At 66.7% G+C, this 21158-nt stretch carries 16 protein-coding genes and 1 tRNA gene; 14 read left to right on the top strand and 3 right to left on the bottom strand.

The features are described 5' to 3' along the window. Positions 1–133 precede the first annotated feature (133 nt). The 9 genes from L3N39_RS02320 (at position 134) to L3N39_RS02280 (ending at position 12686) form a co-directional block, all read left to right on the top strand. Positions 134–685, top strand: a complete 552-nt coding sequence (locus L3N39_RS02320; protein WP_041109524.1) for a TRAP transporter small permease subunit — start codon at positions 134–136, stop codon at positions 683–685. Next, the gene (locus L3N39_RS02315) at positions 678–2054 is read left to right on the top strand and encodes a TRAP transporter large permease (protein ID WP_237255585.1); all 1377 of its coding nucleotides are present in this window, start codon (positions 678–680) and stop codon (positions 2052–2054) included. The genes L3N39_RS02320 and L3N39_RS02315 overlap by 8 nt, the downstream gene beginning before the upstream one ends. Positions 2055–2155: 101 nt before the next feature. Beyond that, a complete protein-coding gene (locus L3N39_RS02310) occupies positions 2156–3385 on the top strand; it encodes a methyltransferase (protein ID WP_237255584.1) in 1230 nt (409 codons plus the stop codon). A gap of 43 nt (positions 3386–3428) precedes the next feature. After that, a tRNA-Thr gene (locus L3N39_RS02305) sits at positions 3429–3504 on the top strand. Positions 3505–3698: 194 nt separating this feature from the next. Continuing rightward, on the top strand, positions 3699–7166 hold the full coding sequence (gene hsdR, locus L3N39_RS02300) for a type I restriction-modification system endonuclease (protein WP_237255937.1): 3468 nt from the start codon (positions 3699–3701) through the stop codon (positions 7164–7166). 91 nt (positions 7167–7257) lie between these two features. Beyond that, positions 7258–8769 carry an RNA/DNA-binding domain-containing protein gene (locus tag L3N39_RS02295; RefSeq protein WP_237255583.1) on the top strand — a complete coding sequence of 504 codons (1512 nt, stop codon included), beginning with the start codon at positions 7258–7260 and terminating at the stop codon, positions 8767–8769. 65 nt (positions 8770–8834) lie between these two features. Then, entirely contained in the window at positions 8835–10406 is a 1572-nt protein-coding gene (locus L3N39_RS02290; protein ID WP_237255582.1) for a class I SAM-dependent DNA methyltransferase, read from the top strand. After that, positions 10403–11722 carry a restriction endonuclease subunit S gene (locus L3N39_RS02285; RefSeq protein WP_237255581.1) on the top strand — a complete coding sequence of 440 codons (1320 nt, stop codon included), beginning with the start codon at positions 10403–10405 and terminating at the stop codon, positions 11720–11722. The genes L3N39_RS02290 and L3N39_RS02285 overlap by 4 nt, the downstream gene beginning before the upstream one ends. 28 nt (positions 11723–11750) lie before the next feature. Further along, on the top strand, positions 11751–12686 hold the full coding sequence (locus tag L3N39_RS02280) for a restriction endonuclease (protein WP_237255580.1): 936 nt from the start codon (positions 11751–11753) through the stop codon (positions 12684–12686). Between the two features lie 12 nt (positions 12687–12698). Here L3N39_RS02280 and L3N39_RS02275 read toward each other — a convergent pair whose 3' ends face one another. Together L3N39_RS02275 and L3N39_RS02270 are read right to left on the bottom strand one after the other, a co-directional pair. Further along, entirely contained in the window at positions 12699–13754 is a 1056-nt protein-coding gene (locus L3N39_RS02275) for a DUF1615 domain-containing protein (protein ID WP_237255935.1), read from the bottom strand. Between the two features lie 97 nt (positions 13755–13851). After that, positions 13852–14358 carry a SixA phosphatase family protein gene (locus tag L3N39_RS02270; protein ID WP_237255579.1) on the bottom strand — a complete coding sequence of 169 codons (507 nt, stop codon included), beginning with the start codon at positions 14356–14358 and terminating at the stop codon, positions 13852–13854. Between the two features lie 288 nt (positions 14359–14646). Between L3N39_RS02270 and L3N39_RS02265 the strand changes: the two genes are divergently transcribed. Genes L3N39_RS02265 through L3N39_RS02250 form a run of 4 tightly spaced genes read left to right on the top strand, consistent with a single transcriptional unit; the run spans position 14647 to position 18209 of the window. Further along, the gene (locus L3N39_RS02265) at positions 14647–16038 is read left to right on the top strand and encodes a GntP family permease (RefSeq protein ID WP_237255578.1); all 1392 of its coding nucleotides are present in this window, start codon (positions 14647–14649) and stop codon (positions 16036–16038) included. A gap of 46 nt (positions 16039–16084) precedes the next feature. Next, complete coding sequence (locus L3N39_RS02260) at positions 16085–16855, top strand: 3-hydroxybutyrate dehydrogenase (RefSeq protein WP_237255577.1); 771 nt, start codon at positions 16085–16087, stop codon at positions 16853–16855. Positions 16856–16881: 26 nt separating this feature from the next. Beyond that, on the top strand, positions 16882–17577 hold the full coding sequence (locus L3N39_RS02255; protein WP_237255576.1) for a CoA transferase subunit A: 696 nt from the start codon (positions 16882–16884) through the stop codon (positions 17575–17577). Positions 17578–17579: 2 nt separating this feature from the next. After that, positions 17580–18209 carry a CoA transferase subunit B gene (locus L3N39_RS02250; protein ID WP_237255575.1) on the top strand — a complete coding sequence of 210 codons (630 nt, stop codon included), beginning with the start codon at positions 17580–17582 and terminating at the stop codon, positions 18207–18209. A 19-nt stretch (positions 18210–18228) separates the two neighbouring features. Here the strand turns inward: L3N39_RS02250 and glgP are convergent, their stop codons facing one another. Further along, a complete protein-coding gene (glgP, locus tag L3N39_RS02245) occupies positions 18229–20727 on the bottom strand; it encodes an alpha-glucan family phosphorylase (RefSeq protein ID WP_237255574.1) in 2499 nt (832 codons plus the stop codon). Positions 20728–20891: 164 nt separating this feature from the next. Between glgP and L3N39_RS02240 the strand changes: the two genes are divergently transcribed. After that, positions 20892–21158: a PepSY domain-containing protein gene (locus L3N39_RS02240; RefSeq protein WP_237255573.1), complete on the top strand. Its 267-nt coding sequence runs from the start codon at positions 20892–20894 to the stop codon at positions 21156–21158.

The raw sequence follows: 21158 nt of genomic DNA, 5'->3' as shown, positions 1-21158 counted from the left end.
ACATTAGAGCGTCCGGCGCTCCAAGCCTAGCCCATACTTCGTATGACTCGGTGGTGATTGATGCAAACCGCCACTACTGCAAGAATCGCGATCCCGCCAACTCCTTGCTCCCCACACAAGAAGGACTGTCCCAATGTCCCCGAGCCACCCGCCCTTGCTCCGCGCGGCCGGCCTCATCGATGCGCTGAACCAGCGCCTCGGCCAGCTGTGCGCCTGGTTGACCCTGTTTCTCGTCGTCGGCACCGCGATCGTGGTGATCCTGCGCTACGGCTTCGGCATCGGCGCGATCGCCCTGCAGGAAGCCGTCATGTATGCCCACGCGCTGGTGTTCATGGGTGCCGCCGCCTGGACGCTGCAGCGCAACGGCCACGTGCGCGTCGACATCTTCTACCAGAAGTTTCCCGCCCGCCGTCAGGCGCTGGTCGACGGCCTGGGCCATGTGCTGTTCCTGTTGCCGGTCTGCCTGTTCCTCGCCTGGAACAGCTGGGACTACGTGGCCAATTCCTGGGCCACGTTCGAAAGCTCCAGCGAGTCGGGCGGGCTGAAGTTCGTCTACCTGCAGAAGACGATCATCCTGGTGCTGGTCCTCAGCCTCGCGCTGCAGGCGATCGCCGACCTGATCAAGGTCGGCTATCGCCTCGCCGGCCGCCTGCCGGAAGAGCAAGCGGAGGTGAAGCATGGCTGAGATCATGGCGATCACCCTCTTCGTCAGCATCTGCATCGCGCTGATGTCGGGCTACCCGGTGGCCTTCACCCTTGGCGGCATGGCCCTACTGTTCGCTGGCGCCGGCGTGCTCACCGGCACCTTCGATGCCGGCTACCTGCATGCGCTGCCCAACCGCATCTTCGGCATCATGAACAACCAGACGATGCTGGCCGTGCCACTGTTCGTCTTCATGGGCGTGATGCTGGAGAAATCGCGCGTCGCCGAGGACCTGCTCGAATCGATGTCACGCCTGTTCGGCACCCTGCGCGGTGGCCTGGCGATCTCGGTCTGCGTGGTCGGCGCGCTGCTCGCCGCCAGTACCGGCATCGTCGGTGCCACCGTGGTGACCATGGGCCTGCTGGCCCTGCCGACCATGCTGCGCCGCGGCTACGACCCGGCGGTCGCCACCGGCACCCTGGCCGCGACCGGCACCCTGGGGCAGATCATTCCACCGTCGATCATCCTCGTGCTGCTCGGCGACGTGATGTCCAGCGCCTACCAGCAGGCCCAGCTGAAGATGGGCATCTTCTCGCCGAAGACCGTCTCGGTCGGCGACCTCTTCGTCGGCTCGCTGATTCCCGGCCTGACGCTGGTCGGCCTGTACATCCTTTACCTGATCGCAATCGCCATCTTCCAGCCGAAGAAGCTGCCGGCGCTGCCGCAATCGGAGCTGGGGCCGATCGAATGGGGCAAGCTGTTCCGTGCCCTGCTGCCGCCGCTGGTGCTGATCGCTGCGGTGCTCGGCTCGATCCTCGCCGGCTACGCCACACCGACCGAAGCGGCTGCGATCGGCGCGCTGGGCGCCACCCTGCTTTCGCTGGCCAAGCGCCAGCTCGATTTCGGCCAACTGCGCGAGGTCGCCCGCGGCACCACCGAGATCACCTCGATGGTGTTCCTCATCCTCATCGGCGCCTCGCTGTTCTCGCTGGTGTTCCGTGGCTTCGGCGGCGAGATGATGATCGAGCACGCGCTCAACCAGTTGCCCGGCGGCGTGCTCGGCGCCTTCCTGGTGGTGATGCTGGTGATCTTCCTGCTCGGCTTCATCCTCGACTTCATCGAGATCATCTTCGTCGTGGTGCCCATCGTCGGGCCGATCCTCCTGGCCATGGGCCTGGACCCGATCTGGCTCGGCGTGATGTTCGCGCTGAACCTGCAGACCTCGTTCCTCACCCCGCCGTTCGGCTTCTCGCTGTTCTACCTGCGCGGCGTGACCCCGCGCAGCGTGCCGACCAGCACCATGTACAAGGGCGTGATCCCGTTCATCGGCATCCAGATCGCGATGCTGGTGGTCGCCTACCTCTGGCCGGATCTCATCACCTGGCTGCCCGAGCAGGTCTACGGCAAGTAAGCCCGCGCCAACGCCCGTCACCCGACGGGCGTTTTTTCGGGCGCTGCCGCACGGCCGGCGACGGTCGTACAATCGCACCCCCGCCCCGTCGCGATACCACCATGCCCAGCCCAGCCAGCCTTGCCGAGCGCTTCGACGCGCTGGACGCCTTCCTCCGCGAGCACCAGGCGCTCTGGCGGCCGCGGCCGTTCGTCGAGCGGCACCTGGCCTGGGAAGCGCAACTGCCGGAACTGGCAGGCTGGCTGCGCGGCCGCTCGCTGGCCGCGGCCGAAGCCGCCCAGCACGCCCCCGCTGCGCTCGCCGCGCCGGCGCCCTTCCCGGCACTGGCCGGCCGCGCCAGCGAACTCTGCCGCCTCGACCCGCTACCCGTGCAACCGACGCCCGCCGGCGGCCACCGCCAGCAACTCGACGTACCCGGGCGCAAATGGCAGCAGATCCAGGCCTTCGCCGCCCACCTGCAGTTTCGCCAGCGGCCAGCCCACTGGCTCGACTGGTGCGCCGGCAAGGGCCATCTCGGCCGCTACCTGGCCGCCGACGGCAACTCGCTGACCTGCCTGGAATGGGACGCCGCGCTGGTCGCCGAAGGCGCTCGCCTGAGCGCCCGCCTCGGCGTGGCGGCCGAACACCGCTGCCAGGACGTGCTCGCCGATGACTGCGCCGCGGCGCTCGACCCGCAGCACACCGCCGTCGCCCTGCACGCCTGCGGCGACCTGCACGTGCGCCTGCTGCAACTGGCCGTCGCCCGCCAGGCGCGGCAGCTGGCGCTCGCGCCCTGCTGCTACAACCGCATCCAGGCGCCGGCCTACCAGCCGCTGTCGCAACGGGCTGGCGCGTCCGCCCTGCAGCTCAGCCGCGACGACCTCGGCCTGCCCCTGAGCGAAACCGTCACCGCCGGCGCGCGCGAGCGCCGCGACCGCGACCGGTCGATGGCCTGGCGCCTGGGCTTCGATACCCTGCAGCGCCGGCTGCGCGGCGTCGACGCGTACCTGCCGACGCCCTCGCTGCCGACCGCCTGGCTGCGCCAGCCGTTCGCCGACTACTGCCGCCACCTGGCCAGCCTCAAGGGCCTGGCCGACCCCGGCGAGCAGGACTGGCCTGACCTGGAGCAGGCCGGCTGGCAGCGCCTGGCCGAAGTGCGCAACCTCGAGCTGCTGCGCGCCCTCTTCCGCCGCCCGCTGGAGCTCTGGCTGCTACTCGACCGCGCGCTCTATCTCGAGGAACAGGGCTACCAGGTCCGCCTCGGCACCTTCTGCCCCAGCGAACTGACCCCACGCAACCTCCTGCTACTCGCCGAACGCCCCGCGGACCCCGCGCAAGTGCCTGGCCGATAACGGTTTACTCACTGCCCCCAATGGCTATAATGGCGCCCGATTTGCCGGTATAGCTCAGCTGGTAGAGCAACTGACTTGTAATCAGTAGGTCCCGGGTTCGACTCCTGGTGCCGGCACCATCCTTTCCAAAGGCTCGCAGCGATGCGGGCCTTTTTTGTTTCTGGCGCGAGCTCAGGTCAAGCAGGACAGACAGGCCTCGATGGGCGTCCGTCCAACCAGCTGTCAAGTACACGCTCAGCACTCGGTCTGGCATCATCCATCGACGAAAGCTAATTCCCGGACCGCTGGAATGGATGACATCAAGGGATGGACCATGGCCGAGAGCAGTAACTTCGACTTTCTCAAGGAACACGACCCGGTCTTCCTTCAGCTAGCCAACAGCGCCGAGCGCGTCTTCGCCAGCGACCCGAACACCACGCTGATCAAGCTGCGCCAACTCGGCGAGGCACTGGCGCAGGATCTGGCGGCACGGGCAGGCATCGAGCTGGACGCCACCATTTCCCAATCCGACCTGCTCTACCGGCTAGGCCGCGAGATCCAGCTCGACGGCAACATCCGCAATCTGTTCCACACCCTGCGCATCGAGGGCAACAAGGCCACTCACCAGTTCCGCACTCAGCATCGCGAAGCTCTGGATGGGCTGAAGGTCGCCCGGGCGCTCGCCATCTGGTATCACCAGTCGTTCGGAAGCGCCGGCAACAGCTTCAAACCGGGCCCTTTCATCACCCCTGCCGACCCCAGTGCTCCGCTGCGCGAGTTGCAAGCGCAGATCGAGAAGCTGCGTGCCGAGCTGGGCGATAGTCGTCAGCAGTTGGAGAGCAACCACCAGCTGGCAGAACTGCTGGCACGGGAAAAGGCGGAGCAAGCCAGCCTCGCCGGTGAGATGAATGAGGAAGCGCGCGTCTACGAGCAGATCGCCCGGGAGCGTGAAACGGAACTGGCCAGCGCCCGCGCCGAGTTCGAGGTGCGCCTGCAGACGCTGCAGAAACAACTGGAGAATCAGCCACAAGCCGCCGAGCAAGTCACCCGCAAGACGCAGCAAGCCACCAGCCAGTTCGACCTCAACGAAGACCTCACCCGCATCCTCATCGACCAGCAGCTCAACGATGCCGGATGGGAAGCCGACTCGCTCGATCTCACCTATAGCAAGGGCGCTCGCCCGGAGAAGGGCAAGAACAGGGCCATCGCCGAATGGCCAACCAGCAAGCCGAAAGAAAACGCCGACTACGTGCTGTTCGCCGGGCTCACTCCGGTCGCCATCGTCGAAGCCAAGCGCAAGCGCATCAACATTGCCGACCGCATCCCACAGGCCGAGCGCTATTCGCGCCAGCTAATCATCACCGCTGACCTGCAACCCGCCGGACAAGAGGCGGGCTGGACCGACGGCCAGGGTGGATATTTCCAGGTCCCGTTCGCCTTTGCCTGCAATGGCAGGCCCTACATCAAGCAGCTCGCCGAGCTATCCGGCATCTGGTTCCGCGACCTGCGCAGCCCCGCGAACCTGCGCCGCCCACTGCAGGACTTCCATCGGCCGGATGGGTTGCTCGACCTGCTCAAACGCAGCCGTGAAGCGGCCGAGGCGATGCTTCAACAGGAAGGCTTCGCCTATCTCAAGCTGCGCGACTATCAGGAAAACGCCATTCGCGCCGTCGAGCAGGCGCTCGCCGACAACCGCCGCCAATGCCTGCTGGCCATGGCCACCGGCACCGGCAAGACGCGCACCATCATCGGCCTGATGTACCGCCTGCTGAAGGCCGAACGCTTCCGCCGTATCCTCTTTCTGGTCGACCGCAGCGCCCTGGGTCAGCAGGCCATCGAGGCGTTCAACGAAGCGACCCTCGAGCAGAACCATACGCTGGCGCAGATCTACGACATCAAGGAGCTGGGCGACATGGCCGCCGAGGCCGAAACGCGCGTTCAGGTCGCCACCGTGCAGGCCATGGTCCGGCGCATCTTCCAGTCGGACAACCCGCCGCCCATCGACGCCTTCGACTGCATCATCGTCGACGAAGCTCACCGCGGTTACACCCTCGACCAGGAAATGACCGAAGGTGAGCTGGCGGTGCGCGACCACAGCCAGTACCTCTCGCAGTACCGCCGCGTGCTCGATTACTTCGACGCCTGCCGCATCGGCCTCACCGCCACGCCGGCCAAGCACACCAGCGAAGTGTTCGGCGCGCCGATCTTCACCTACAGCTACCGCGAAGCGGTGGCCGACGACTGGCTGATCGACCACGAACCGCCGATCCGCTACCAGACCCTGCTCAGCCAGAACGGCATTCACTTCGCCAAGGGCGAGAGCGTCAGCATCATCGATACAGCCACTGGCGAGGTGGACGTGGCGGAACTGGAGGACGAGCTCGACTTCGAGATCGAGTCCTTCAACCGCCGCGTGATCACCCCCGGTTTCGACAAGGTCATTTGCGAGCAGCTGGCCCAGGAGCTGGACCCTTCAGGCGATGAGAAGGCGATGATCTTCTGCGTCAACCAGGCCCACGCCGAGCGCGTGAAGAACCTGCTCGACGAAGCCTTCAAAGAGGTTCACGGCGATGACTACAACCAGGCCGCCGTGCAGATCATCACCGGGCAGAGCGACAAGGTCGAACAGCTGATCCGCCAGTACAAGAACGAGCGCTACCCGAGCATCGCCATCACCGTCGACCTGCTCACCACCGGCATCGATGTGCCACGCATCTGCCACCTGGTGTTCATGCGCCGGGTACGCTCGCGCATCCTCTATGAACAGATGAAGGGCCGCGCCACGCGTCGCTGCGACGAGATCGGCAAGACCGTATTCCGGATTTACGACCCGGTCGACCTGTACGCCAGCCTCGAACCGGTGGACACCATGAAGCCGCTGGTGAAAGACCCCAGCATCAGCCTGGAACAGCTGGTCAGCGAGCTGACCAACCCCGCCAGCCTCGACGCGCCCGGCAGCCAGCCCGACAGCAGTCATGCCCATGATGTGCTCGACCAGCTCAGCCAGCGGGTGATGCGCATCCTGCGCAAGGCCAGCCACAAGGCCGAGAGCAAACCGACCCTCAAGAGCAAACTCGACGAGTTGGAAGACACGTGGGGAGTGGCACCAGACAAACTGCACCAGCACCTGCACGGGCTCGGCCCGCAGCAGGCCGCGCAGTTCATCCGTCAGCACAGCCAGCTGCTCGACCAGCTCGCCACCGTCAATGCCCTGCTCGGCTCGGAAAACTACCCGGTGATCTCCACCCACACGGACGAGCTGATGGTCCGCGAGCAGAACTACGGTGCCAATCAGAAGCCCGCGGACTACCTGGAAAGCTTCAACGACTTCATCCAGAACCAGCTCAACCAGTCGGTGGCCCTCGGCGTGGTGGTCAATCGCCCGCAGGACCTGACCCGAGAGCAGCTGCGCGAAGTGCGCCTGCTGCTCGATGGGCACGGCTACAGCGAAGTGAACCTGCAAAGCGCCTGGCGCAACCAGACGAACCAGGAAATCGCCGCCAGCATCGTCGGCTTCATCCGCCGCGCCGCGCTTGGCGAAGCCCTGCTGCCATTCGAGCAACGCGTGGCCAAGGCCATGGAGAAGATTTATACCCTGCAGCAATGGACACCAGTTCAGCGCAAGTGGCTGGAGCGCCTGGCCAAGCAGCTAGTGCATGAGGTCGTGATCGACGAAAAGCAGATCGGCGAGGCGTTCCGGAACGACGGCGGCAGCACCCGGTTGAACAAGATGCTTGGTGGCAATCTCGGCGTGGTGCTGGAAGCGCTGAACGACAATCTTTGGGTGCAGCAAACGGGGTGAAGCTGCCTCGCCGGTGATTGGCCACTGTGCTGATTAATAACGGACAATGGCTGCTGCCTGACTCCAGTACCGCGATTTCCAGAGACACCCCATGACCCCTGTCGAGCTTCAACAGATCCTTGCCCGTGGTGAAGACAGCCGCCACCAGTTCAAGCGCGACTTCAACAACATCGATGCGCTGGCGGCCGAACTGGTGGCGTTCGCCAATACCTCCGGCGGCCTTCTGCTGATTGGCGTGGACGACTCCGGCGCAGTGAGCGGGCTCAGTGCCGCCGACGTTGCGCGGCTCAACCAGATGCTCTCCAACGCCGCCTCGCAGAACGTCAGGCCAGCGATCAACCCCTTATCCAGCAACTTCCAGACCGAATGCGGCCTGGTCATGGTGGTGACGGTCGAACCCGGTCTGAACAAGCCCTATGTCGACAGTCACGGGCGCATCTGGGTCAAGAGCGGTGCCGACAAACGTCGGGTCACGGCCCGTGAAGAGCTGCAGCGCCTGTTCCAGCAGGCCGGGCTGGTATGCGCCGATGCTGTTCCGGTGGTGGGCAGCAGCGCGGCGGATATCGACACCAAGGCGCTTGGCGACTACTTCCAACGGCGCTTTCGAGAGAGCCCCGAGCAAGCGGGGCTGGAGACCGCCCGCCTTCTGGAAAACCTCGGCCTCGCCAGCGGCGGCACACCCAACCTAGCCGGGCTGCTGCTTTTCGGTCGGGCGCCACAACGCCTGTGCCCAGCCTTCGACATCAAGGCCGTAGCGTTTCCAGGCACCGTGCTGCACGACCGCCATTACCTCGACAGCGAAGACATCGATGGCAACCTGCCGGAGCAGTACCGCCGCAGCCTGGCGTTCATCAAGCGCAACCTGCGGCACGTGCAGCGTCAGCAAGGCTTCAACACCCTCGGCCAGCTAGAAATACCGGAAGAGGTGTTCGAGGAGCTGCTGGTCAATGCCCTGATTCACCGCGATTATTTTGTCAGCGCCTCCATTCGACTGATGATCTTTGCCGACCGGATCGAGCTGATCAGCCCCGGGCACCTGCCGGATGTGCTCGACACGGAGAAGATCCGTTTTGGCCTGTCCAACCGCCGCAACCCGACCCTGACCTCCCATGCCGTGCACATCCTGCCCTACCGTGGGCTGGGCACCGGCATTCCGCGCGCGCTCGATGCCTGGCCGACCATAGAGCTCCACGACGACCGGGAGGGCAACCAGTTCAGGGTGGTGATTCAGCGGCCCCAGGAAAGCGGGACTGCTTCGGGACCAGGTCGGGACCAGGTAGGGACCAAGTCGGGACCAAGTCGGGACCAGGTCGGGGCCAGGCCGGGACCGAGTTCGGAACAGGTAGACGCCCGTCCCAGCTTGCCGCAGGAGCAACTAGCGCTATTGCGCAGGATGACCGGCGAGCACGCCACCCCCGAGCTGATGGCATTCACCGGGCGCAGTAACCGCAGCAAATTCCGCGAACAGGTACTGGCTCCGCTGCTGGCGCTTGGCCTGGTCGAGACGACCATTCCGGACAAGCCCACCAGCAGCAAGCAACGCTATCGCCTGACTGCCGCCGGCCGCGCGCTACAGGCTGAACAGGACGCCGCCCCAGACTGAACAAGCACAACACACCGATGCGTCGAGTAACCCGGCGCCTCTAACACTTTCGCCACAGGTACCCCATGACCAATTCCGATATCGTCCAGAAGCTCTGGAACCTCTGCGACGTCCTGCGCGACGACGGCATCAACTACAGCGACTACGTCACCGAGCTGGTGCTGCTGCTGTTCATCAAGATGGAATACGAGCAGGTGCAGAACAACGACAGCTTCGGCCACAAGCTGCCCGAGGGCGCGCGCTGGCCGGACCTGGCTGGCAAGTCCGGGCTCAACCTGCTCGACCACTACAAGCAGATGCTGCTGGACCTGGGCAAGAACCCGGACCCGCTGATCGCCGCCATCTACGCCGATGCGCAGACGCGCCTGAAGGAGCCGCGCCACCTCGAGCAGCTGATCAAGAGCCTCGACGGCATCGACTGGTTCAGCGCCCGCGAGGACGGCCTCGGCGATCTCTACGAAGGCCTGCTGGAAAAGAACGCCAGCGAGACCAAATCCGGTGCCGGCCAGTACTTCACTCCGCGCGCGCTGATCGACAGCATCATCCGCTGCATCAAGCCGCAGCCGGGCGAGACCATTCAGGACCCGGCTGCCGGCACCGCAGGCTTTCTCATCGCCGCCGACGCTTACATCAAGAAGCATACCGACGACCTCTACGACCTCGACGACAAGGCGCGCCGCTTCCAGCGCACAGAGGCCTATGTGGGCGTCGAGCTGGTGCCCGGCACCCGCCGCCTGGCGCTGATGAACTGCCTGTTGCACGGCATGGAAGGTGACGCCGAGGGCGTGGTGCACCTGGGCAACGCTCTTGGCCAGACCGGCGCAGGGCTGCCGAAGGTGGCCATCATCCTCTCCAACCCGCCATTCGGCACCGCCAAGGGCGGCGGCGGCCCGACCCGCGACGACCTCACCTACAAGACCAGCAACAAGCAGCTGGCCTTTCTCCAGCACATCTACCGCGGCCTCAAGCCCGGCGGGCGCGCCGCCGTGGTGCTGCCGGACAACGTTCTGTTCGAGGCCGGCGTCGGCACCGAGGTGCGCCGTGACCTGATGGACAAGTGCAACCTACACACCATCCTGCGCCTGCCCACCGGCATCTTCTACGCCCAGGGCGTGAAGACCAACGTGCTGTTCTTCCAGAAAGGCACGGCCGACAACCCGCGCCAGGAAGAGCGCTGCACGAAGCGCGTATGGATCTACGACCTGCGCAGCAACATGCCCAGCTTCGGCAAGCGTACCCCGTTCGGCCCCACCCACCTCAAGCCGTTCGAGGACGCCTATGGCGACGACCCGAACGGCGGTAGCCCGCGCGCCGAGAACGTCGAGGGCATCGGCGAGGCCAGCCGCTTCCGCTGCTTCACCCGCGACTACATCCGCAACGAACGCGGCGACTCGCTGGATATCAGCTGGCTAAAAGATGAAAGCAGCCTCGACGCCGCCGACCTCCCCGCCCCGGAAGTGCTGGCGGGCGAAGCCATGGCCGAACTGACCGAGGCGCTGCATGAGCTGGAAGCGCTGATGCAGGCACTGGGCGCGGGGGATGAAGTGGTGGCGCAGAAGCAGTTGATGGCGGAGGTGATGGGGTTTGAGCAGCCGGAAGCTGGAAGCGAGAAGCTGGAAATGGGGGAGCGAGGATGAGTGGGTTGCCGGATGGGTGGGCTGTTTGCAGCTTAGCCGACATAGGCCATATCGTTACAGGTAAAACCCCAAATACAAAGGAGGCTAACTTCTATGGGGGAAGTATCCCCTTCATCAAACCGGGCGATCTCGACCATTCAGGTCCAGTACGCACGACAGAAACTTTCCTGACGAATGCCGGGGCTGCAGAAGTCCCTAGTCTGCCGCCGCAAAGCATCGTAGTGACCTGTATCGGAAACTTGGGGAAAGTTGGACTAACCACAACGACATCAGCCACAAATCAGCAAATCAACGCTTTGATTCCTGACAATGGCATCGACTCGGCCTACGTATTTCATTATTCCAAGACATTGAGAGCATGGCTCGAAGCGCAGTCTTCTGCCACAACGATATCCATCGTAAATAAAAGCATTTTTTCTAAAGCGCCTGTTCCGCTGCCCCCAGCAGCCGAACAAACCCGCATCGCCGCCAAGCTCGACGAACTGCTGGCCCAGGTCGATACCCTGAAAGCCCGCATCGACGCCATCCCCGCGCTGCTCAAGCGCTTCCGCCAATCCGTCCTCACCGCCGCCGTTTCTGGGCGGTTGACGGAGGAGTGGCGGGTGCAGAATTCAAATTCTGAGTGGCGAACCATAACGGTCGGCGAGCTCTGCAAACTGAAAAGCGGCATAGCCGTTTCTGCAGATATTGAAAAAGCTAAAGGCGATTTCAAGTACTTCAAGGTTGGCGAGATGAACCTTGAAGGGAATGAGTTCTTCTTGCAGAAAACAGATCGCTATCTTGCGCGAGATGATGCCTCAGAGAAGTCCGTGATGCCCGCAGGGGCAATTGTCTTTCCAAAGCGGGGCGGCGCGATTGCCACGAACAAGAAAAGAATCTTGAAGGATGCTTCGTTTGTCGATTTGAACGTGATGGGGATTGTTGCTCCTGAAGGCGTTGAGACTCTCTATATTTACCGATGGTTTGAGACGGTTGATCTCGCCAAGTTGAACACTGGCTCTACGATTCCCCAAGTCAACAATACTGATATTTCGCCGCTGGTAATCCCCCTGCCGCCGCTCGAAGAACAAACCGAAATCGTCCGCCGTGTCGAGCAACTCTTCGCATTCGCCGACCAACTCGAAGCCCGCGTCAAAGCCGCCCAGGCGCGCATCGACCGCCTGACCCAAAGCATTCTCGCCAAAGCCTTCCGTGGCGAGCTGGTGCCGCAGGACCCAGACGACGAGCCGGCCAGCGTACTGCTGGAGCGCATCAAGGCCCAACGCGCCGCCGCGCCCAAGGCCAGGCGCGGTCGCCGGGCCGCTACGCTGAGCTAAGCCACTTCATCCAGGAAGAGAACGAACCATGTCCGTGCCGACCTACGACCAGTTCATCGAGCCCATCCTGCGTTTTCTTGCCGCCCACCCGGAGGGCGCCACGGCCGGCGAGGCGCACGAGGCGGCCGCCGCGGCGCTCGGGCTGAGCGAGGCGCAGCGGCAGGAGACCATCGCCAGCGGCCAGGCGACCTACAAGAACCGCGCGGGTTGGGCGCATGACCGCCTCAAGCGCGCCGGCTATTCGAGCAGCGCCAAGCGCGGCTACTGGCAGCTGACCGACGCCGGCCTCGCCTTTGCCCAGGCCAACCCGGGCCCGCTGAGCGCCGGGCAGGTCGAGCATCTGGCGATGAACTTCATGAGCGTGAAGCTGAAGTCCGCGCCGGATGCCGCCTCGCTGGACGAGGGCAACGACACGCCGGGGTCGATCGCCCAGGCCGACCTCGCCACCAGCAGCCCGCAGGAGCGTCTGAACCAGGCCATCCTCGAGCTGCGCACCAGCGTCGCCGGCGATCTGCTGGACAGCCTGCTGCAAGCCAGCCCGACGCGCTTCGAGCATATCGTGCTCGATGTGCTGCACAGCCTGGGCTATGGCGCCAACCGCCAGGCCCTGCAGCAGGTCGGCGGCAGCGGCGACGGCGGTATCGACGGGGTGATCTCGCTCGATGCGCTGGGGCTGGAGAAGGTCTACGTGCAGGCCAAGCGCTGGCAGAGCACGGTCGGCCGCCCTGAGCTGCAGGCCTTCTACGGCGCGCTGGCCGGACAGAAGGCGCGGCGCGGCGTGTTCATCACCACCTCCGGCTTCACCGCCCAGGCGGTCGACTTCGCGCGCTCGGTCGAGGGCCTGGTGCTGGTCGACGGCAAGCGCCTGGTCAACCTGATGCTCGACCACGAGGTCGGCGTCAGCTCGCAGCTCTACAAGGTGCCCAGGCTCGACAGCGACTACTTCGACGAATCGCTCGGCTGACACCGGCGCCGCTCACCCGCCGCGCGCCAGGCAGCGCTTGCGGCGCTCGTCGACGCGGTTGGCGAACCAGGCGGTGGTGAGGTTGCGGGTGATCTTCGGGCTCTCCAGCTTGATGCCGGGCAGCAGCGCGCGGGGCAGCGGCTTGCCGGCGTGGCGCTCGGCCAGTTCGAAGACCTTCTCGTACAGCTCGCTGTCCTCGAACGCCAGGCTATCGCCTTGCAGCAGCGTGCGGCGGATCTGGTCCTCGCCGATATCCAGTCGCTTGCCGAGCGCGCGCACCGCGCGTTCGGTGGCCCCTACCCGGCTGCTGCCGTGGATCACCAGGTCGCCATCGAGGGCGAGCTTGATGCCGCTGGCCTGGACCACGGCGTTCTGGAACGCCGCGTTGCGGCTGGCGTACCAGCCGGCGTTGAAGTCGGCGTAGCGGTACAGCGACCTGTCGTAATGGGCCGGGTAGCCGAGCAGGTGGGCGATGCCGAAGTACATGCCGCCGCGGCGGCTGAACACCTCGTCGCGCACGCTGCCTTCGATCGGGTACGGGTAGTCGCCTGCGCGGCTTTCGGCGAAGGCGATGCTGACCTGCATCGGCCCGCCGGTGCGCACCGGGTTGAGGCTGCCGAACAGCTGGCGGCCAAGCGGCACCATGCCGGCGAAGTCGTCGAAGATGGCGCTCAGTTCCTGTTCGGTGCGCACCCGCTTCAGGCGCTCGGCGTAGCTCTTGCCAGTCGGCGAGGTGAGGTTCAGCGCGCCGCGCACGAGCAACTGCGGGACATGCAGGCGCGCCGCGCGGCGGTCGATCTCGGCGCGGGCGATCTTCGCCAGGCCGGGCACCGGTGGGGCGACCTGGAAGGTGGACTCCTGCTCGGTGACGGCGATCACCGAGCAGAGGTTCTCGCGGCTCGGCTCGATGTCCAGGGCGAAGAACGCCGCCTGGATGTCCTGCGCCCAGCCTTGGCGGTCATGCACGCCGCTGGGCAACAGGCGCGCGAGTTCGGCGCGCACCGCGGCCGGCGTCGGGCCCGGGGGCCGGGGTTCGCGCAGGCCGCAACCGGCCAGCAGCAGGAGCATGGAGAGGCAGAGAAGCGGAGCAAGCGTTGCGCGCACGGGGCCGTCCTGGTCGGGTGTTCGTCGGTTTGATCGTCTCGGCTGCAGGAAGGTCCGTGGCTCAGGCGTCCTTGCGCTCGTGCTTGCGCGTCGGGCGGTGGAAGGCGGTGTGCCGCGGTGGCCGGGTGGCGATCTCACACCAGTGCGCGGCGTCGAAGACCAGCTCGACGAAGGCGCAGGTGGGCAGGTGCTCGATGGCGGCGCCAAGGCGGATGGCCAGCTCGGTCAGTTCCGGGTCGTGGCCGACCAGCATCAGGCTGGCCAGCTCGTCCGGCTGCTCGGCGATGGCCGCCAGCAGGACTTGCGGCGTGCAGGCATACAGCCGCGCCTGATAGTCGATGGCGGCCGCTGGATAGCCCATCGCCTCGGCCAGCGGGCCGGCGGTGGCACGGGCGCGCTCGGCGCTGCTGCACAAGAGCCGCTGCGGCCGCACGCCGCGCGCCGCCAGCCACGGGCCGATCTCGCCGAGCTGGCGCAGGCCGCGCCGGGCCAGCGGGCGATCGTGATCGGCCAGGCCCGGGTCGTCCCAAGAGGACTTGGCGTGGCGCACCAGATAGAGCGTCTTCATCAGGATCCTCCAAAAATCATGTCTCTCTATCGGGACGAAGTCCCCTAAACAGGATCCCAGCATCTACAGCCTTGCAGGGCGTGCCGCGCGAAATTACCGCGACGCGCGTCCCCGTTGCGGGACAAAGGATATCCACCAGGCCATCCCATGAAATAAAAAAACCTTTAGAAACAATAGGTTAACCAGCTGGCACGAAACTGGCTATCTCGCCATGCGCCCTGCGCAACCCACACAACAACAACAAGGTCTGCCAGTGCCCGTACGGTCGGCAGGCCAGGAGATAGAACGATGAGTGTAGTCATCGCCCTTGCTGCCCTGGGGCTCCTGATGCTGGCTGCCTACCGCGGCTACAGCGTCATCCTGTTCGCGCCCATCGCCGCCCTCGGCGCGGTGTTGCTGACCGACCCCAGCGCGGTGGCGCCGGCGTTCACCGGCATCTTCATGGAGAAGATGGTCGGCTTCATCAAGCTGTATTTTCCCGTGTTCCTGCTCGGCGCGGTGTTCGGCAAGCTGATCGAGATGAGCGGCTTCTCGCGCTCGATCGTCGCTGCGGCGATCCGCCTGCTCGGCGGCGGCCAGGCGATGCTGGTGATCGTGCTGGTCTGCGCGCTGCTGACCTACGGCGGCGTCTCGCTGTTCGTGGTGGTGTTCGCGGTCTACCCGTTCGCCGCCGAGATGTTCCGCCAGAGCGACATTCCCAAGCGGCTGATCCCCGGCACCATCGCCCTCGGCGCGTTCACCTTCACCATGACGGCGGTGCCCGGCACGCCGCAGATCCAGAACATCATCCCGACCACCTTCTTCAACACCACCACCTGGGCGGCGCCCTGGCTCGGCCTGATCGGCACGCTGTTCGTCTTCAGCCTCGGCATGCTCTACCTCAAGCGCCAGGCGACCAAGGCCCGGCACGCCGGCGAAGGCTACGGCACCAACCTGCGCAACGAGCCGCAGACGCCGGACGACATCGCCCTGCCCAACCCCTGGCTGGCGCTCTCGCCGCTGCTGCTGGTGCTGCTGGCCAACCTGCTGTTCACCCGCTGGATTCCCGAGTTGTACGGCGCCAGCCACGTGCTGCAGCTGCCGGGCATGGCCGCGCCGTTGACCACCGAGGTGGGCAAGGTCACCGCGATCTGGGCGGTGGAGGCGGCGCTGCTGCTAGGCATCCTGCTGGTGCTGGTCACCAGCTTCGCCACCCTGCGCGACAAGCTCGCCGAAGGCACCAAGAGCGCGGTCGGCGGCTCGCTGCTGGCGTCGATGAACACCGCCTCGGAATTCGGCTTCGGCGCGGTGATCGCCTCGCTGCCGGGGTTCGTGGTGCTGGCCGATGCGCTGTCGGCGATCCCCAACCCGCTGATCAACGAGGCGATCACCGTCAACCTGCTGGCCGGTATCACCGGCTCGGCCTCCGGCGGCATGAGCATCGCCCTGGCGGCCATGGCCGAGAGCTTCGTCGCCGCCGCCAACGCCGCACAGATCCCGCTGGAAGTGCTGCACCGGGTGGCCTCGATGGCCTCCGGCGGCCTCGACACCCTGCCGCACAACGGCGCGGTGATCACCCTGCTGGCGGTCACCGGGCTGACCCACCGCGAGTCCTACAAGGACATCTTCGCGATCACCCTGATCGCCACCACCGCGGCCTTCTTCATCATCGGTGTGTTCTACGCTACCGGTATCGTCTGACGTGCAGCGCGCCGGCGCGAGCCGGCGCCGTCAAGGAGACCCCTACATGAATCTCGCAGGCAAGACCGCCCTGGTCACCGGCTCCACCAGCGGCATCGGCCTGGGCATCGCCAAGCGCCTGGCCGAGGCCGGCGCCAACCTGGTGCTCAACGGCTTCGGCGACGTCGACGCGGCGCTGGCCACGGTGCGCGCCGCCGGCGGCCAGGTGCGCCACCACCCGGCGAACATGGCCAGCCCCGAGGAGATCGCCGAGCTGCTGGCCTTCGCCGAACGCGAGTTCGGCGCGCTGGACATCCTGGTCAACAATGCCGGCATCCAGCATGTCGCGCCGGTCGACGAATTCCCCGTCGAGCGCTGGGACAGCATCCTGGCGATCAACCTGTCCTCGGTGTTCCACACCACGCGCCTGGCGCTGCCGGGCATGCGCCGGCGCGGCTGGGGGCGGATCGTCAACATCGCCTCGGTGCACGGGCTGGTCGGCTCGACCGGCAAGGCCGCCTACGTCGCGGCCAAGCACGGCGTGGTCGGGCTGACCAAGGTGGTCGCCCTGGAAACCGCACAGGAGCCGATCACCTGCAACGCCATCTGCCCCGGCTGGGTGCTGACGCCGCTGGTGCAGCAGCAGATCGACGAGCGCGCCCGTGCCGACGGCGATCTCGAGCGCGCGCGCCACGACCTGCTGGCCGAGAAGCAGCCCTCGCTGGAGTTCGTCACCCCCGAACAGCTCGGCGAACTGACGCTCTATCTGTGCAGCGACGCGGCCGCGCAGGTCCGCGGCGTCGCCTGGAACATCGACGGCGGCTGGGCCGCCCGCTGAACAAGACAACGACAAGAGGGAGATCCATGAACAAGCTCTACCCCAACGCCGCGGCCGCCCTCGACGGGCTGGTCGAGGACGGCATGACGGTCGCGGTCGGCGGTTTCGGCCTGTGCGGCATCCCCGAGACGCTGATCGCCGCGCTGCGCGACAGCGGCCGCAAGGGCCTCACGGCGATCAGCAACAACGCCGGGGTCGACGGCTTCGGCCTCGGCCTGCTGCTGGAGACGCGGCAGATCCGCAAGATGGTTTCCTCCTACGTCGGCGAGAACAAGGAGTTCGAGCGCCAGTACCTGGCCGGCGAGCTGGAGCTGGAATTCACCCCCCAGGGCACCCTGGCCGAGAAGCTGCGCGCCGGCGGCGCGGGCATCCCGGCGTTCTACACCAGGACCGGCTACGGCACGCTGGTCGCCGAAGGCAAGGAGACCCGCCAGTTCAACGGCGAGTGGTACGTCATGGAAGAATCGCTGACCGCCGACCTGGCGCTGGTCAAGGCGTGGAAGGCCGACAAGGCCGGCAACCTGCTGTTCCGCAAGACCGCGCGCAACTTCAACCCGCTGGCGGCGATGGCCGGCAAGGTCTGCGTCGTCGAGGTCGAGGAGGTCGTCGAGACCGGCGAGCTGGACCCCGACCAGATCCACCTGCCGGGCATCTACGTGCAGCGCATCGTGCACAACCCGAACCCGGAAAAACGCATCGAAAAACGCACGGTGAGGAGCTGAACATGGCCTGGACACGCGAACAGATGGCACAGCGCGCTGCCGCCGAGCTGCAGGACGGCTTCTACGTCAACCTCGGCATCGGCCTGCCGACCCTGGTGGCCAACTACATTCCCGAAGGCATGGACGTCTGGCTGCAGAGCGAGAACGGCCTGCTCGGCATCGGCCCCTTCCCCAGCGAAGAGGAAGTCGACGCCGACCTGATCAACGCCGGCAAGCAGACGGTCACCACGCTGCCCGGGGCCAGCTTCTTCGACAACGCGCAGAGCTTCGCGATGATCCGCGGCGGCCACATCAACCTGGCCATCCTCGGCGCCATGCAGGTCTCGGAGAAGGGCGACCTGGCCAACTGGATGATCCCCGGCAAGATGGTCAAGGGCATGGGCGGCGCCATGGACCTGGTCGCCGGGGTTAAGAAGGTCGTGGTGCTGATGGAGCACACCGCCAAGGACGGCGCGCACAAGATCCTGCCGGCCTGCGACCTGCCGCTGACCGGGGTCGGCGTGGTCGACCGCATCATCACCGACCTCGGCGTGCTGGACGTCACCGTGCAGGGCCTGAAGCTGGTCGAGCTGGCCGAGGGCGTGAGCTTCGACCAGCTGCAGGCGGCCACCGGCTGCGCGGTCGCCCGCTGAGGCAAGCGGCGGCCGCCGCTCAGCGCTGCCAGAGGATCAAGGGCAGCTCCAGCGGCAGCAGCAGGCCATCGTAGGCGGCCGGAATGACCCGCGCGCTGTAGTGCTCCGCCGGCCGGCTCGCGGCGATCTCGGCGCAGAACAGCCAGTGCGGGCCGGAACCGCCGCGCGGCTCGAGCGCCACGCTCTCCTGCGGCCAGCCGTCGACGGCCTCGGCATACAGCTGCACGGCCAGGTCGTCGGACCGGAGCCGGCCGAGCTGCAGTTCCACCGCGACCTGGTAGCGCTCGCCGCGGCGCTGCAGCTCCACCCGGCCGAAGGCCAGCCCCGCCCAGTGCCGTCGTAGCCGCTGGATGCGCCCGGCCAGCGCGTAGGCCTGCGCCGAACCGGCGCCGCTGCGCGCGCGATAGGCCGTGGCCGCCGGCAGGTAGAAGCGCTCGGTGTACTCGCGCACCACGCGGTCGGCGGAGAAGCGCTGCACCAGCTCGCCCATGCTGCGACGGATGCGCTGCACCCAGGCATGCGGCAGGCCCCGTGCGTCACGCGCATAGAACTCGGCGACCACCTCTTGCTCGAGCACCGTGTAGAGCTGCTCGGCGTCCACCACGTCATGGCCCTCGCCATGCTCCAGGCCGTCGCCGATGGCCCAGCCGAGCCCCGGCGCATAGGCCTCGGCCCACCAGCCGTCGAGTTGCGACAGGTTCAGCCCGCCGTTGGCCAGCACCTTCATGCCGCTGGTGCCGCTGGCCTCCCACGGCCGCCGCGGCGTGTTGATCCAGACGTCGACGCCCTGCACCAACTGCCGCGCCAGGTGCATGTCGTAGTCCTCGAGAAAGACCACCCGGCCGGCGACGTCGGGCCGCGCGATGAAGCGCTGCCACTCGGCGAGCAACGCCTGGCCGGCGTGGTCGGCCGGGTGGGCCTTGCCGGCGACCAGCAGCTGCACCGGGCGGTTCGCATCGCCGAGCAGGCGCGCCAGGCGGTCCGGGTCGTGCAGCAGCAGGTTGGGCCGCTTGTAGGCGGCGAAGCGACGGGCGAAGCCGATGGTCAGCCGCTCCGGGTCCAGCCCGCAGCCGGCGGCGCCGATGGTCTCCGGCGTCGCCCCGTGCATCGCCAGGCTGCGCGCCAGGTGGGCGCAGACGAAGGCTAGCAGCTCGCGGCGGGCACGCTGGCGGATCTGCCACAGCCAGCGGTCGTCGACCTGCGCCAGCAGCTCGGCAACCACCGCCTCGCCGCCGCGCCAGGGGATCTCGGCGCCATAGAGTTCGAACCAGTGCTCCTCGGCATCGGCCGACAGCCAGGTCGGCAGGTGCACGCCGTTGGTGACATGGCCGATCGGCAGCTCGGCCAGCGGCCAGCGCGGGAACAGCCCGCGGAAGATGAAGCGGCTGGTGGCCTCGTGCAGGCGGCTGACCGCATTCACCGCGCCCGAGCCACGGGTGGCCAGGCAGGCCATGTTGAAGCTCGCCTGCGGGTCGCCGGCCGCGGCGCCGCCCAGCTCGAGCAGCTCGGCGCGGCTGATGCCCAGCTCGGCCTCGGCATAGCGGCCCAGGTACTGGCTGACGCGCGCCGCGGCAAAGCGGTCGAAGCCGGCCTCGACCGGCGTATGGGTGGTGAACAGGTTGCCGGCGCGGGTCGCCGCCAGCGCCACCTCGAAGGGCACGCCGCGGCTGGCCCGGTAGCAGCGCGCCCGCTCGAGCACGGCGAAGGCGGCATGCCCGTCGTTCAGGTGGCAGACCTCCGGCGCCAGCCCGGCGGCCTCCAGCAGGCGCCAGCCGCCGATGCCGAGGACGATCTCCTGGCGCAGGCGCATCTCCGCATCGCCACCGTAGAGCTGGCTGGTGATCAGCCGCACCTGCGGCGGGTTGGCCGGCTCGTTGGTGTCCAGCAGCAGCAGCCGGCAGCGGCCGACGCGCGCCTGCCAGCCGCGGATCCACAGGCGCATGCCGGGCAGGTTGAAGGTCAGCCGCAGCGGCTGGCCGGCCGGGTCGGTGAGCGGCTCGACCGGCAGCTGGCGGGTGTCGTTGACCGGGTACAGCGCCTGCTGGCGGCCGTCGCCATCGATGCCCTGGCGGAAGTAGCCGTGCTGCCAGAGCATGCCCACCGCGACCACCGGCACGCCGAGGTCGCTGGCCGCCTTGAGCTGGTCGCCGGCGACGTTGCCCAGGCCGCCGGAGTAGATCGGCAGCGCCTCGCTGAGCATGTATTCCATGGAGAAGTAGGCCACCCGGGTCAGCGCGCCGGAAGCCTGCCCGGCGAACCAGCCCGGCTCGGCGAAGCGCCGCTGCTGCCAGTCGGCGAGCGCCTCGACGCGCAGGCGGAAGTCGTCACGCCGCAGCAACCGTTCGAGGGTCGCCTGCGGCACGCTGTCGAGCACCAGGCAGGGGTTGTGGGTCAGCTCCCACAGCGGTTCGTCGATCAGTTGCCAGATGTCGTCGTTCTGGCTGTTCCAGCGGATCGACAGGTCGAAGGCCAGCGCACGCAGGGTGGCCGGCGATACCGAGGGGCGCGGGGTCGCCAATCGCGGAGCTCCTTGCCAGGGGACAGGCCACAGTGTGGCACAGCCCGCTTGCGGCTACGCTTCGGAACACCGGCCCGTTCGCAGGTTCCCATGAAGGAGCGCTGCCAGGGCGTCACACTCGCGCCCGGCATGCGCTCGACCACCATCAAGAAGAGGACACACCCATGCGCAAGCTGCTTCTGCTTTCCCTGGCCCTGGCCAGCCCGCTGGCCCTCGCCGGCCCCGAATGCACCACCGCCGACAAGGCGCAGTGGCAGGACCAGGAGAAATTCCAGCAGGACCTCAAGGCCCAGGGCTACGAGATCAAGAAGTTCAAGGTCACCGACGGCAACTGCTACGAGATCTACGGCTGGAACAAGGACAAGCAGAAGGTCGAGATCTACTTCGACCCGGTGAGCGGCAACGCGGTCAAGACCGAGATCGACGACTGA

The organism is Pseudomonas oligotrophica, from assembly GCF_021726475.1.
Taxonomy (GTDB): Bacteria; Pseudomonadota; Gammaproteobacteria; order Pseudomonadales; family Pseudomonadaceae; genus Stutzerimonas; species Stutzerimonas oligotrophica.
The sequence above is the reverse complement of the archived record's forward strand: the minus strand, read 5'-3'. Positions and strand labels throughout refer to the sequence as shown.

What these genes read in the sequence shown, in the direction of transcription:
- L3N39_RS02320 (WP_041109524.1), top strand. Translation starts at nt 134, where the DNA reads ATGTCCCCGAGCCACCCGCCCTTGCTCCGCGCGGCCGGCCTCATCGAT.
- L3N39_RS02315 (WP_237255585.1), top strand. Translation starts at nt 678, where the DNA reads ATGGCTGAGATCATGGCGATCACCCTCTTCGTCAGCATCTGCATCGCG.
- L3N39_RS02310 (WP_237255584.1), top strand. Translation starts at nt 2,156, where the DNA reads ATGCCCAGCCCAGCCAGCCTTGCCGAGCGCTTCGACGCGCTGGACGCC.
- hsdR (WP_237255937.1), top strand. Translation starts at nt 3,699, where the DNA reads ATGGCCGAGAGCAGTAACTTCGACTTTCTCAAGGAACACGACCCGGTC.
- L3N39_RS02295 (WP_237255583.1), top strand. Translation starts at nt 7,258, where the DNA reads ATGACCCCTGTCGAGCTTCAACAGATCCTTGCCCGTGGTGAAGACAGC.
- L3N39_RS02290 (WP_237255582.1), top strand. Translation starts at nt 8,835, where the DNA reads ATGACCAATTCCGATATCGTCCAGAAGCTCTGGAACCTCTGCGACGTC.
- L3N39_RS02285 (WP_237255581.1), top strand. Translation starts at nt 10,403, where the DNA reads ATGAGTGGGTTGCCGGATGGGTGGGCTGTTTGCAGCTTAGCCGACATA.
- L3N39_RS02280 (WP_237255580.1), top strand. Translation starts at nt 11,751, where the DNA reads ATGTCCGTGCCGACCTACGACCAGTTCATCGAGCCCATCCTGCGTTTT.
- L3N39_RS02275 (WP_237255935.1), bottom strand. Translation starts at nt 13,754, where the DNA reads ATGCTCCTGCTGCTGGCCGGTTGCGGCCTGCGCGAACCCCGGCCCCCG.
- L3N39_RS02270 (WP_237255579.1), bottom strand. Translation starts at nt 14,358, where the DNA reads ATGAAGACGCTCTATCTGGTGCGCCACGCCAAGTCCTCTTGGGACGAC.
- L3N39_RS02265 (WP_237255578.1), top strand. Translation starts at nt 14,647, where the DNA reads ATGAGTGTAGTCATCGCCCTTGCTGCCCTGGGGCTCCTGATGCTGGCT.
- L3N39_RS02260 (WP_237255577.1), top strand. Translation starts at nt 16,085, where the DNA reads ATGAATCTCGCAGGCAAGACCGCCCTGGTCACCGGCTCCACCAGCGGC.
- L3N39_RS02255 (WP_237255576.1), top strand. Translation starts at nt 16,882, where the DNA reads ATGAACAAGCTCTACCCCAACGCCGCGGCCGCCCTCGACGGGCTGGTC.
- L3N39_RS02250 (WP_237255575.1), top strand. Translation starts at nt 17,580, where the DNA reads ATGGCCTGGACACGCGAACAGATGGCACAGCGCGCTGCCGCCGAGCTG.
- L3N39_RS02240 (WP_237255573.1), top strand. Translation starts at nt 20,892, where the DNA reads ATGCGCAAGCTGCTTCTGCTTTCCCTGGCCCTGGCCAGCCCGCTGGCC.